The 13,567-nt window shown below is 50.0% G+C and carries 11 protein-coding genes; all 11 read right to left on the reverse strand.

All coding sequences use genetic code 11. The features are described 5' to 3' along the window. Positions 1-4 precede the first annotated feature (4 nt). From tssA to tssE, 11 genes are read right to left on the reverse strand one after another with little or no spacing between them, the layout of a single operon-like run. Complete coding sequence (gene tssA / locus GMA8713_RS11510; RefSeq protein ID WP_062709577.1) at positions 5-1,405, reverse strand: type VI secretion system protein TssA; 1,401 nt, start codon at positions 1,403-1,405, stop codon at positions 5-7. 11 nt (positions 1,406-1,416) lie between these two features. Beyond that, the gene (gene vasI, locus GMA8713_RS11515) at positions 1,417-2,100 is read right to left on the reverse strand and encodes a type VI secretion system-associated protein VasI (protein WP_232314420.1); all 684 of its coding nucleotides are present in this window, start codon (positions 2,098-2,100) and stop codon (positions 1,417-1,419) included. A 1-nt stretch (position 2,101) separates the two neighbouring features. Then, complete coding sequence (locus GMA8713_RS11520) at positions 2,102-3,652, reverse strand: sigma-54 interaction domain-containing protein (RefSeq protein ID WP_062709579.1); 1,551 nt, start codon at positions 3,650-3,652, stop codon at positions 2,102-2,104. Between the two features lie 3 nt (positions 3,653-3,655). Then, positions 3,656-6,271 (reverse strand): type VI secretion system ATPase TssH, encoded by a 2,616-nt coding sequence (gene tssH, locus GMA8713_RS11525; protein ID WP_062709582.1) that lies wholly within the window; start codon positions 6,269-6,271, stop codon positions 3,656-3,658. Between the two features lie 11 nt (positions 6,272-6,282). Continuing rightward, complete coding sequence (gene icmH / locus GMA8713_RS11530; protein WP_062709585.1) at positions 6,283-7,074, reverse strand: type IVB secretion system protein IcmH/DotU; 792 nt, start codon at positions 7,072-7,074, stop codon at positions 6,283-6,285. 3 nt (positions 7,075-7,077) lie between these two features. Continuing rightward, a complete protein-coding gene (gene tssK, locus GMA8713_RS11535) occupies positions 7,078-8,412 on the reverse strand; it encodes a type VI secretion system baseplate subunit TssK (RefSeq protein ID WP_062709588.1) in 1,335 nt (444 codons plus the stop codon). Between the two features lie 2 nt (positions 8,413-8,414). Continuing rightward, the gene (tssJ, locus tag GMA8713_RS11540; protein ID WP_062709591.1) at positions 8,415-8,888 is read right to left on the reverse strand and encodes a type VI secretion system lipoprotein TssJ; all 474 of its coding nucleotides are present in this window, start codon (positions 8,886-8,888) and stop codon (positions 8,415-8,417) included. 4 nt (positions 8,889-8,892) lie between these two features. Beyond that, positions 8,893-10,344 carry a type VI secretion system-associated FHA domain protein TagH gene (gene tagH / locus GMA8713_RS11545; RefSeq protein ID WP_062709595.1) on the reverse strand — a complete coding sequence of 484 codons (1,452 nt, stop codon included), beginning with the start codon at positions 10,342-10,344 and terminating at the stop codon, positions 8,893-8,895. 8 nt (positions 10,345-10,352) lie between these two features. Beyond that, positions 10,353-11,396: a type VI secretion system baseplate subunit TssG gene (tssG, locus tag GMA8713_RS11550; RefSeq protein ID WP_062709599.1), complete on the reverse strand. Its 1,044-nt coding sequence runs from the start codon at positions 11,394-11,396 to the stop codon at positions 10,353-10,355. Beyond that, complete coding sequence (gene tssF / locus GMA8713_RS11555; protein ID WP_062709601.1) at positions 11,360-13,126, reverse strand: type VI secretion system baseplate subunit TssF; 1,767 nt, start codon at positions 13,124-13,126, stop codon at positions 11,360-11,362. The genes tssG and tssF overlap by 37 nt, the downstream gene beginning before the upstream one ends. Further along, positions 13,127-13,564 (reverse strand): type VI secretion system baseplate subunit TssE, encoded by a 438-nt coding sequence (tssE, locus tag GMA8713_RS11560; protein WP_062709604.1) that lies wholly within the window; start codon positions 13,562-13,564, stop codon positions 13,127-13,129. Between the last annotated feature and the right edge of the window lie 3 nt (positions 13,565-13,567).

Consider the following 13,567-nt stretch of genomic DNA (forward strand, 5'->3'; position numbering starts at 1 on the left):
TAAATTATGACTTCGCAATGTTTTCTAAACGTTGAATCAACGCGGGTTCCCAATCGGTGAGCGAGGTTTGATTAGCCTGCTCTAAAAGTTGGTGGTACTGCTGATCTGCCATGGCTGATAGCTTATGGCGCTTCATGACATCTGCTGAGAGCATGCGCCAGTAAAACTGGTCTCTTGGTTCTTTGGACGTCGATAAACCATCGTTGAGCATGGCCAACGCCACTGAAATTCCACCCTCATCTGCAAGAGTGAAAGCCTCCTTTCGCTTTCCATCCCAATCAGAAGTAGCAGCTGAACCCGTGCTTGTGGTGTCGCCTTCATCTAGCCAGCGGCGTGTTTCTGCTCCAACGTAAGGCATACCTCCTTTGAAGCTAAGTTCCGCAACCGCAGGTACGCGTTTCACAAAACTACGAACTTCCGAAGCAATGGTATCTGCCCACTCTGTATTTCCGAGCTTTAGCGCGATGCGATAGCTTAGGAAATGACCGTCAATCCAGTAAGGAGCTACCGTCAGACTTTGCTCTACCTTCCGCCAAAGCGCATGATCCGCACCTCGGCTAAGTTGGTCCTCATATTCTGAGATACGGTCTGCAGAAACTGGCATGAGTTGTGTTTCACCATTGGCTTCTGCATCCGGTGCAGAGGTGATAGAGAACCAGACCGCAAAGCGACGGAGGCGCAACGCCAATGCAATGCCGCCATCCAACTCGGAGACAAACTCAGCCACTTTAAGCAGTGTTTGCTTAATAGCGCGGTCAGAGCAGCCATCAATTTCAAGTTTTGGAGGAGGTGCAATGGTTGAAGACGATACGGTTTCAGAAGGTACCGATGAAGGTGCCTGCTGAACTTGTGGCTCAGGGTTTGCCAGTTTTCGTTTAAGCAAGGAAGCGATATCTGACACACCTTCTGTAGGCAGATCTTTCTCTTCCGCCGCAGCTTCGAGTTCCGTCAGTGCTTTTTCCGCTTCTTCTTTCTGATCCACATCGAACATGGAGAAATCGAGCTTCTCGGCCGCTTTCTCGGTTCGCTGAATAATCTGGGAGAAAAATTTACGGCGTGGTAATACACCACGAGGGCCCGGAGCGGGATAACAGGTTTCCCAATATGCAGCGATGAAATCGGCCAGAATGAATAATGAAAGTGTGAAACGCTCTGGTGAAGACTGATACTGCAAGCACTGGAGAAGATGAGTCAGCAACTTGAGATCTTTGGTTTGAGTCTCAATCAGCTTCATCGCGCTTTGTTCAGCTTCCCCCCACTGCACTTCTGCGTGAGAAAGGGAGCCGACTTTCATCATTTGGGTTTCGACAAAATCCAACAATGCATCGTCGAGCAAACGTTCGCCGACCGGATTTTCTCCGGCAATCGGTTTAGCGACTCTTTCTCGGTAGGTTTGCATATCCATGATTTGCTCCCCTACCAACGACATGTCTGGCGCATGGGTTTGATGCTCTCACGCAAGTCGGCAGTATCAAACGTCAGGTTACCGATCGCTCCCAAATCAGAGCGAAGTACCGCACGCTGACCAGACATCAAGACCTTCATCACATCGATAGCCGGAATACCACGACCAGCGCGCATGATGTTGCCTGTATCATCGCTCAACCAACGCTGAGTGACATTGTAACTTCCAGAAGCAATGACTTCTGCTTTGCCTTCTGACGTTGCATTCGGCAAAATCAGCTCAACCCGGCTGATGTTGTCAATGCAACTGAACATCAGGATTGGCATTTCATTTTTTTTCTGGTTTCTGTCAGGTAGCGCCGTCGCTGTCATCCAAATGCCTGATTTGGGTTCAGCCAGATTAGCATAGCTAAGAGTAAAGCCTGTTTCCTCTTCACTTTTCTCAGATTCGCTCTGTTTTGCGCGTTCCCAAGCCTCTGGTTTTTGCACGATGGTTGCTGCGTTGGAATGACCCGAAACTGGTGTTTTGAACACCTCATCAAAACAAGCCAATCGATCTAATCTTGCGGAAATCAATGTACATGCCCAAGCACTTTCAAACAGTGTCGTATTGTCCGTGTCACTTGCCGGGGCGTTGAAGCTGGAAAGCGTCAGCCCAGCCATCATTAGGCATAAAGAGATTGGTCGGTACGTCATATCAGTCAATCTCCATTTTCAGGCACTTATGGGCCAGAGTACGTTTCGGTAAACCAAGGCTTTCAGCCGCTTTTGAGCGGTCACCGCCATAACTGGATAAGCGATAGCGAATCACACTGCTTTCGAAATTCTGCACTGCCGCCTTGAGGTTATTAATGTCGTCAATATCCACACCGATATAACTCTCAGAATTCACATCGTCAGAATTCGCAGCGACTGGGCTGGTTTGCTGCAGTACACGACCGCTGAAGCTAGAAGGTGTAATTTCTTCTCCATTCGCTGTCAGCGCACAGGCGTATTCAATAAGATTTCTCAATTCACGCACATTCCCCGGGAAGTTATGCCGATTCAGTAAATCCAAAGCGGCATAGCGAATACCGGCGATGTGCACGCCTTCTTGGTTGTTGTATTCAGCAATGAAGTGTTTACAAAGCTCTGGGATGTCTTCTTTGCGGATTTTTAGCTCCGGCATAAAAACCGGGAACTGATTCAGACGGTAGTAAAGGTCTCGGCGGAAACTACCCTCTTCAGCTTTTTGTTCCATCGCCACATGTGTCGCCGCAACTAATCTGAAATCTGCATTCACTTCGCTGGAAGCACCTACTGGACGGTAGGTGCGGGTTTCCAGCACACGCAGTAGTTTGGCTTGCAGTGCCAACGGCATGTCACCAATTTCATCAAGGAACAATGTTCCGCCTTGCGCATCAGCAATTAGCCCCTGTTTCGCTCGGTCAGCACCGGAGAATGCGCCTTTTGCATGACCAAACAACTCACTTTCCAGCAGATTTTCAGGAATCGCCGCACAGTTGATGGCGATAAACGGTCTTTCACTGCGGTCTGAAAGTTCATGTACTGCGCGGGCAACCAGTTCTTTACCCGTTCCCGTGTCACCACAAATCAGTACATTCAGCGAAGATTGCGCCACAGTGACAACCTTTTCGCGCATTTCTTGCATCAATCGGCTTCCGCCAATTAGGACGTTTTTCAGCTCATAAGCTTGTTCTCGCTTCTGCTCATCGTTGCGAATACGCTTGATGGACGAACTGAGCGCTGAAATCTGGCGATGCTCCTCACCTAAATCCTGAATAATCTGACTTTGGTTAATGAAGATCTCGCAAATGCTTTGCCACTGAGGATCAGCCAACAAACTGCTCAGCTGATGAGAAGAACCTGTGATGGTCAGAATCGCTTTGGTTTTTCTCGCGCCCGGCGGAAGCGGCATCACCAAGACACTTTCACCGCGCTTGCGATGATTCATGAGCTCAACGAAAACCGTATTTTCCTGCCAGTAATTTAACTTGGTTGGATCCAGCAGCATGGCTGACGAGGATTGGAAAACATGCGCAAACGGATGGCCGAAGTCATCTACTTCCCACTCAAAATGCTGGTCATTGTCTTTTGCACATAGCTTTCTGCCTTGCTGGCAAGGAAGCATAACCCACACGTTGCTGATCTGCAGGTTTGATTTCAACGCATCAACAAAGGTGTCCGTGAGCGTTTGCTGATCACGGATACCGGAAAGTGTTGCTGCCAGTGAAAGCCAATCTGCCATCGCTTATTCCACCTCGCTGACAAACTCGCCGTCTTCTGCGGTGAGGTAAACGCGCTTAACAGACTCTCTTGCTGCAAGCTTATTGAGCAAAGCCAGCGATACTGGCGGCAGCAATTGACCTTCGATGATCGCTTCAAGCATGCGGGCGCCATTTTCCGAGCGCGTAGCACGGCGTTGAATTTCGCCCACCAGCGCATCATCAATTTCGGTTTCCGCGTCATAACGCTGGGCAAACACTTTCACTAAGCGGCTTAGCTTGCCTTTGATAATGGCATTGAGCGTATCGCCGCTAAGTGGCAGATAAGGCACAATTTCCATCCGCGCCAACAGTGCTGGTTTGAAAAAAGCGGCTAACTCTGGATACAGCATTTCTTCCAGCAGTTGCGGTTGTTCTGCGTAATCGACGATGGTCTGATAACCCAGATTCGAAGTGAGGAAAAACACCACATTCTGGCAATCAATCACACGGCCTTCGCCGTCTGCCAGCTCACCTTTATCAAACGCTTGATAGAAGAGGTTCAACACTTCCGGGTGCGCCTTTTCGACTTCATCAAGCAGCACGATAGAGTATGGCATTTTGCGGATAGCTTCGGTCAGGATGCCGCCTTCGCCATAGCCAACATAACCTGGAGGCGAACCAATCAAACGTGAAACGGTATGTTTCTCCTGATATTCAGACATATTAATGGTGGTCAGAAATTGCTTGCCGCCATAGAGAAGTTCGGCAAGTTGCACCACGGTTTCGGTTTTACCGACACCACTTGGCCCAGCCAGCAAAAAAGCCCCTTTCGGACGGCCCGGTCGACGCAAGTCAGCACGCGCTGTCAGCAAGTGACGGTGAATCACTTCCAGCGCGACATCCTGTCCTTTGATTTCATTACCCAGCAGTTCTGGAAGGTGGGTAATGCGGCTCAGCTCATCGGTGTTCATCTTATCAACGGGAACACCCGTCCAATCACCAATCACTTCGGCGATTTGCTGCGCATCCACATGTGGGTGAACCAAACGCTCAGTGTGTGGAATGGCGTCAAGCTCGGCATAAAATCCGCGCAATTCATTGCGAATGGTTTCGCGATCCTCATCGCTCAGTGGCTCTTCATCTTCCGACGGCACAGCAAGAATTTGCTGGCGCTTCTCAATCACATCAGCAACCAGATCTTTCTGTACACGCCATGCCTCACGCAAAGACGCTTGCTCTTCAAGGTCTTTTGCTTCGTCAGCTTCGAGTGATGCAAGCAACGCTTCGTCAACGTCATAGCCAAGCTCGGCCTGACGGTTCAACATATCAATTTGACGTTGACGCTGAATGGTGCGGGTTTCGAGCTCTGCCAGACGACGCGGTGGTGAACTCAGGTTAATCGCAATTCGCGCACAGGCAGTGTCGAGTACGTCGATAGCTTTGTCCGGCAATTGACGGCCAGAGACGTAACGCTCGGAAAGCTCCGCCGCTGCCACCAGCGCGTCATCACTGATCAGCACTTGGTGAGATTTTTCGTAAACGCCATGCAGACCGCGCATGATATCCACTGCTTGTTCGACATTTGGCTCGTCCAGCTTCACCAGTTGGAAGCGACGGCTCAATGCTGGGTCTTTTTCAAAGTACTTTTTGTATTCTTTCCATGTGGTTGCCGCGACGGTGCGTAGCTCACCACGGGCCAGAGCTGGCTTCAACAGGTTCGCCGCATCACCACCACCTTCCTGTGCACCTGCACCAATCATGGTGTGGGCTTCGTCGATGAAAAGAATGATAGGAACCGGAGAGGTTTTTACCTCATCAATGATGGCTTTCAGGCGTTTTTCGAATTCACCTTTTACAGAAGCACCCGCCTGCAGCAAACCCAAGTCCAGAGACATCAGATCAATGCCTTTCAGTGAGTCCGGCACATTGCCATCAACGATGCGCTGCGCGAGGCCCTCTACAACGGCACTTTTACCGACACCGGCATCACCAACGACAATCGGGTTGTTTTTGCGGCGACGACATAGAATGTCGATCATCAGATTAATTTCGTCATCACGGCAAAGCACAGGGTCAAGTTCACCTTGCTTGGCCATTGCTGAGAAGTTGGTACAGAATCTCGCCAGTGCGGTTTCAGCTTCAGCTGGTACCGCTTGTTTTCCTTTGGCCGAATCAGCCTTAACCGCTGTTTCAGCGGAGTCTTCTGTCAGTCGCGCGAAATGCTTCTTCATCGTTTCGCGATTGACGCTTTCAAGCTGACGGATAAGATTCAGCGGCAAGTAACGATCCGGGCGGATAAGTGCCGCGAGGAAAATAACACCCGAGCGGATTTCTGAATGACCCAGATCAGTCGAGCCCAGAAGCCACGCATCCTGAAGAAGCTCAACCAGCAACGGAGAAAAAGAAGGTGTGTTTTCAGGCACAATTTCACGGCTGAGCGCATCGCCAGTCAGTTGACGAATGTGCGTATGGTCTACTTCCGCGCTTTTCAGCAACACGCGTACATCGCACAACGGATTATCCAACAAAGTGAAAAGCAGATGCTCTACCGTCACTTCCGGATTTTGTCGCTCTATACTCAGCGCGCCCGCTTGCTCCAGCGCCAGTTTGGTCTGCTGGTTAAGTTTGCCAATTAACGTATGTAGTTCTATTCGGATCACGGGTTCACCTGTTACTGAAGAAGTTGATTAAGCTGTTCAAGCACGCTGGATGTTTTATTGCTGAGTGCGATGGAGTACCCCGTAAACACCACCGCAAGCAAAGTGATAAAGCCTGCGAAGATCGTCCACACCGGTACCTGCTTACTCAGGCGGTATTTGGTAGAAACCACGTTATTCGCGGCACTTGTCAGCGAGACTTGTTCGTTGTCATCCAGTTGACGCAACAGTTGGTGAAGCTTTGTGATCACCTTTTCATATTCTTCGCGTCCTTTTTCCATCACCTTGTAACGCCCTTCAAACCCAAGCGTCAGGCAAAGAAAGATGAATTCCAGCAGCGACTTGTAGCGCTCTGGCTCGCTCTCCAGACGGGACAGGATGGTGAAGACTTTCTCACCGCCCCAGGTTTCGTTGTGAAAGCGCGTCAACAAAGAATGCTCTGCCCACACACTGTCTGCGCCCCAAGGCGTACTCATAATGGCTTCATCCACGAAAGAACAAAGCACGTAGCGATAAGCCAGAATCACTGCGTGGTCATAACCCTTTTCGGTAAGTTCCACCTCGATAGCTTTGACTTCTTCTACTGCCTGCTTGTAGATGGTTTCCACATTGTGGCACTCGGTGAGCTTTCTCACTCGAAGCGCCATTCCCAGCAGGGGGGTCGCCGCATCAATCAGTGGGTTGATATTGTCACCGCGCAGCTTAAACCAGTAATCCTGATCCGCGTCGATATTGGTCGCTTCGTCAAACAAAAGGTGGTCGTAATGGCGCTCTTTATCCGGCGCATCGATATACATTTCTGCCATGGCTTAGCTCCTTATTGCCCAGAATTGCAGGTCGAGATCCGGGAAGTTACCAGCGACGTGGAAGGCGAAACCGCTGGCATTGGCCAACATCGCCCAAGCAGCACTGGTTTTATCCAGTTGGTAATAGGTGTATCCCGCGTGGTACGGCAACTGACGCGGCGCAACCGGCAACGGAGAAACCGGGATGCCAGGCAATTGCAGTGAAATAAGTTCGCGAATTTTCTCCACGGAAGCCACTTTGGTTTGCTGTACGAACAGCTTGCGAAGCTCTTCCATTGGCATGCGAGCGCGTACTGCCAGAATGAAGTCGGCATCGCGAACCAGCGAAGGATCCTGAAGCGGTGCCACCATGAGACCGTATTTGCGTTGATGAAGTTGAATTGAGACTGCGCGCGGCTCCAGCACAATGCTGAGAGACTGGCGAAGTCTAGTCATAACTGGCTGGAATGATGAAACCGGCATGTCGTGTTGGTAACTGCCAAACTCTGGTGCCATACGGCTTTCATCGGTGAATGTTGCCAGTTCACCACACATGGAAGACAAAGCTTCATAGAGCCTTTCTGGATGTAAACTACGCAGTCGCGAAAGATGTTGAAGCTGCGGTTGCATTCGATTCAGTGATTGGAGCAGCATAAAGTCGGAAACATCCGCCACACCGCCTTGGCTTGGAGCCCCTATGCGTTGGGAGATATTTTTAGCACGCTCACGCATCAAACCTGCCATTTCACCAATAAAGCGATGCAGGACTGACACTGCGCCAACGTTCAGGTGACATGGTACAAAGCTGTCATCTAACAGCACACTGCCGTCAGGGCGCTTTTCAAAAATACGAGCAATCGCAATGGAGGCGTAAGCACTGCGGTCTTCTTTTTCCAACATCAAGCGCAGGCAAACCGGACTCACATCAATCGGTGCCATGTCGCCTTGGTAAGTGTGAATATCACGTACTTCCTGACTGACAGAAGTGTATCGGCCTGAGCCTGCTCCTTCCGGCCAAGTCACTTCGGTGATCGAATCACTGCGAAGCGGAATGGCAAGATAGACAATCTGATTCGCCAGTGAACTGTCAGCCACTTCCAGCGCTTCTGGTTGCATGTCTTCCTGAGGAATGCGAAAGACAGTTCCATCAGGCATCACGCCTGATGCACTATCGAGTGCAATACGGCCAAAGCTCAGATACTCCGCATTCAGCGTCATTTCAGTTAGGCCATAGAGATAGCGGCTGACAGAGCCTACACGCTCATCTAGCTGATATTCCAAATTGCGCTGTTGCTGTTGAAAATGCTGTGGCTTAACAAAAAGCCCTTCGTTCCAGACAACCCGGTTTCTCGCTGACATCTTTACTCCACTTTATCCAGAACCACTTCCGTACCATCGAAGTACATAAGCAGGTGGTAAACCCGACCGACCGGAAGAACCTTGACGACTTTTTTCCAATCACTGACATCTGGGTCAGAGAAGCGCGCCATCACGGAGATGTAGCGCGTGCTTTCATCAATTTCGAAATGGTCAATAAATTTGAATTGTCCGGGGATCAGTGAGAAATCCCGGTGGTCGATATAATTGCTTTTAAGCGCTGCTTCAGCATCGCCTGCCAGTTGGTCAAAGCCGGACGCCAGAAACATGGAGTCGTCTTCCAGTTCAAAGACCTGCACTTCAATCGGTGTCGCGTCGCCACTGATGTTAGGGTTAACCTTTTGCGTAGCCACCAAACTGAACGTCACCGTTGTTGCTTGATCTTTTGGCAGCGCTTCATCACTGCTCGAACAACCAAAAAGCGTGAGCAACAAAAAGCAACCTAGGAGACGTTTCATCGCCTTATACCTCCAGTTGTTTCTCACGAATCTTCCTGTCGTAAGCCTGATCAAAGATTTCCCAGAACAACTTTTCGAAGCCACGCTGACGGTCTGAGGTCAATTCCTTGTAGTAGCTTTTGTACATGTTCCATGCCCAGGCATCTGCGGACTCTGGTGACACTTCACCAGGACGGCGATAGGCGCTGAATCGACGCATCAGCACTTCTGGCGAGAATGCGCGGAGAATTTGGCCTAGTGCTTCCACGGTGGCGCTTTGCACCGCTTCATTGTGGTGTTGGATGTTAGTCAGGCTTTCGCTAATCGCAGAAGGGGCAGACAAGTGGACCATACTGCGGTCACGATCGAACATGGTTTCAACTGTTTCTTCATAGGGCAGACCAAGACGAAGCGGGTTATCTTCAATCGGTTGAAGGTTCTTGTTCATCATGCCAAAACGGCTTTCTTCAACCTGCTGATGCAGCGCCAAAAGGCCACGGATGGCAGATTGCAGTGAAGCGCCCATCTCTTCTGACAGTGCCTGCATTTCAGCCATGTTGCTGCTATTACCCGCTTGAACACCAAGGCCACGGAAAATAGGGCCTGTTACCAAGTGATTGCCATCTTCCGCAGGTGCCTCACTCCCATATTCGCCCGATGCATAACCACTGAATCCGTTTTCGCCATAAGCGTTTTCTGACTTGTCAGCATTTGCGTAGTCGCGCCCAACTTCTTGTTCCAGGCGTTCAAGGGTTTTGTCATCCATCAGGGCATCCTCATAGGGTAAAGTCCGTTTCAGCGTGATCGCTGAACTCATTTCGTATTCGCTGTCTGCATGTACGGTTTTCTCCGCGCCGTGCCATTCGGTGTCTTTGGCGAGCAGATAGCTTTCCTTCAACTGCTCGGCAGACATTTCCTGGTGCTCGGTCAATGGATCGTCACCAGACGATGTTTGGGGAGTGGCTGCTTCTAACGCAGCTAAGGGATCATCAACGACAGCATCATCAGGGTTGTCCACGTCAGTCTCATCACTCTCAGCACCAATCTGCGTTGCGTCTTTTTCTGTCAGGAAGACATTTTCCAAGCCATGTTGATTGCCTGAACTGTCAGATCCTAAAGCGCTCAAGTGAATGCGAATTTGGTAAGGGCCAATCAGCACCATGTCGTTGTCTTTGAGGCGCGCTGACTTTCCTGCTCCAACAGGAATCGTTGCACCATTCATGTAGCTCGCGCCGCGAACATCAAGCAGACAAAGTTCGCCATCTATCTCGACAATTTCTGCGTGATGTGGGAACACCCGTCCTTCGCGATCAATCAGGTTCCACTCATCTGCACCACTCGAACCAATCGAGCCTCCCTCATTGGTAAACACATGAGTGGCGGACAAGCCAGCCTCTAAATGCTGGGTGTTGGTCACAGTAAGTGTTGCCTGCTGCAACTGAGATTCCTGTTCTATCTTCGGATAGTGTTGAGACATATTTCCCTCTACTGCCTAGCCTGAATGCGCACCATACGCGGCCTATCTAGCTCACCGGTGAAAGATGACCACCCGAGCGATACTGGATTCTGCGCTGAAAGGCGCATCGGTGGTGCCTGGTCAGGCTTCAAGCCAAGTTCCAAATCGAAAGCCATTTGCTCACGCAGCACGAACTCCACTAACGTAAGCAAAGGCATATACTCCTTGCCGGAAGGGAGAAAATCGAGAAAACGCGCTTGTGTAAGTCCGTTAATACAGATGACAAACTTGCCGCTTCGATCGCCGACTTTGTCACCGATTACCGTGTCCATACCCAAAGCCGCGTTGGCCATTCCCAGACTCATTTTCTGTTCCTCAGGAATTTTGACGTGGCGTAATTCCCACTGACGGATGGTGACGTCTTCCAAGTCAAAACAATGCGAGATTATGCCTGAGACCACCTGGGGGGAACGGCTGCGCCCGGCCAATGTGCCAGCGTAAGACAACATCTTGCACCAGTTAATTGGGGTATCGCCGCGAAGGTCGCTGTCTGCCAGCCCTACCAGAGCGAAAAGCTGGGCAGAAAAGGCATCTGACGCATCTTCGCGGAAGCGGATGTAGTAGCGATATTTGCGCCAGATTTGGTAAACCAGCGTGATAATTCTGTGATTAAAGAAGTCCAGAAACGGTTTCCTGAGGCCCGTTTCTTCGTTTTCCGTCAGGATTTCTTCGAGGAAAAAACCCGGCAGTGGTGACTGCGCGCCGCTCATCCCAAGGAATGTGGTTTCAAGGCGATATCGATTACCGTCTACTTCTTCCAGAGCGGTAACATCACTCGCGGCAAAACCAAGACCTGGATGGTTGCCAAATAGCAACTTGCTGGAGGTCGATTTTTCACTTTCCGGATCCAAGTCATTGAGGTGGTGCATAAGCTCCACCAATTGATAGAAGTTGTAGGCTCTGACATTTTTAGGCAGGCCCGATCCCTTGTTATCGCCCCCACCCTTTTCATGAAAGTCAGGGGCAACAGTTTCCTCTATATCAGAGGTTGCTGTCCGTTCTGAATGCCCCATGTATACCTTTCCTTATTATCAGCATTAATGACCACCAACTCGTGGAAGGAGTTGATGCTGGCGTAAAGTGAAAAAAATCGGCTTAACACAGTGCCGAAAATATATAGCTCGCCCTCAGAGCCAAACGCACTCTGAGTTAAGGTTATTTCTGAACGCAACCCACGCACCGGCAAACCGCGAATAAGTTTTTCAATCGGCTTTGACTGAATATCAACAATACCGTCCAGACGCTGGCGCGACACACGCTCTGCCTGACGGTCAACCAAGGCGCGGAAGTCATACGCTCGCAAGACTGAAGTGAGGGCGTCCTTGGAAAGTAACGAGAGGTAGTTGAGCGACAGATTTGAAATCAGTGTCCAGAGCAGGGTTCCATCAAGCATCGGACGCATTGGCGCAGTCGGTTCAGTCAGGTTGCTGAACTTTGCATATGCAGGAGACGAATCCGTCGGGATACTAATATCACCTTTTCCTAGCTCCAGTGGCAGTTGACGGTTTGTACACGTCAGAGCCAGCGAAATCGCTTCACTGAAGTCCACGCATTCTGTTTCATCGCTTCGGACAAAAGATATATGGTGGTCAAAGCCATCGGTATGAACACTGTCTTTGACCCGAACACGGTAGTAGAGCGCTTTTCTATCTCGCGCACGTTCGATTTCATGCTGAAAACTTTCAAATGGCGTATAGGTACGAACCTGACCGCGAATGCGTCCAACATTGTTTTCCTGCCAGCCCTGTACTAAATCCACACTGAATATTTCGTAGTGCGAGGCATAGCGGCTGGAAGGGGTAATTTTGTATTCAGTACTTTTCCCATTGAGATCAATCGGATCAGCGTCATGAGAAAAGAGGTTGATGATTGGCGTGCAGTAAAGCTCAAAGCTCTCCTCTTTCACACGGACATCTGGTGGAAGCGTTTTAGAAAAGCTGAATCGTAGTGAGATTTTCCCCTGTGCTTCCTCAGGAACAAACTTGCCAATATCCGGCACATCGAAAAATAGATAGGCTTCAGGAAATGAGAGATATTCCTGCAAAATACGGTAGCCTTCATAGACATTTTTCGGGTACGGCAAAATGGCATCATCACTGTCAAAGCCGACAGCTCTGAAGCTGTTTTTAGGTAAGGTGACAACTTTATCGCCAGAAACCACTTCTACTTTATCGAGATAATGGCTGAGCCAAAGATAAAGCATTTCCGCACTGTAGGTTTCCCCTCCGAGGAAAAAACGCAGTGAGTCCAAACCCAACTGTCCCGCCATTTGATCGCCGAGTATCGTCAACTCAACATCTACCAGTGACGCATCTCTGGTGTTGATGGTAGAGACCTTGTCACGACGTAATGGGTATATGTCGACTTTGCGGCAGGTTCTGAAATGACAGACAGTGCCAAACACGGGATTAGCATCAAGTTGTGTGCCTTTCTCAATTTGTTGGGCGTAAGTCAACGCTTTTTCGTCTGGGGAGAACTGCACAATGCTGATGCTAGGGACCGGACGAAGATAGTTCGGCCACAGCATATTGATAATCGAGTGTGTCAGCTCAGGAAATTCATCTTCAACTTTTTCACGTAATCTTCCCGTGAGAAACGCGAACCCCTCAAGCAAACGCTCGACATCTGGGTCGGTGTTTCTGCTGTTCAGAAAGCGGGCAAGCTGAGGGTAAACTTCTGTAAACTCCACGCCCTGCTCGCGCAAAAACGCCAGCTCATCCCTGAAAAATCGATTCCGTGACACTTAGACTACTCTGTACTTACGGTTGCTATCCAACAGAAGGTCCATCTGCACATTCTTATGCAAGGCTCCTGCATTGATTGATGCAGTGATTTGAAACCTTAGGTTCAGCGGTGATCCGTTATCCGGTAGTACGTGGATATCCATCTTCTTTATCCGTGGCTCATAGGTTTCAATGCATCGTCGAATGGCTCGGCGTATCTGCAAAGCCAGGTCATGGGAACTCAGGGACGCGTCGTTGAAATCAATCAGACCAAGTTCTGGCGCGCTCAGGGACTCGCCCATACGTGCGTTCAGAAGATTGGTGACATTTCTCTTTAACGACTGCAGAACCTCATCGGAATCTGGACCCTGAGTCACCGACCGCTTTGGTGAGTCAGCTTCTAACCGTTGAAAGAAGCTGACGCCATACGCGGAGTCCTCTGCGTCTGGTAAAGCCATGGA

The sequence above is a fragment of the Grimontia marina genome (genome assembly GCF_900060185.1).
GTDB lineage: Bacteria > Pseudomonadota > Gammaproteobacteria > Enterobacterales > Vibrionaceae > Enterovibrio > Enterovibrio marinus.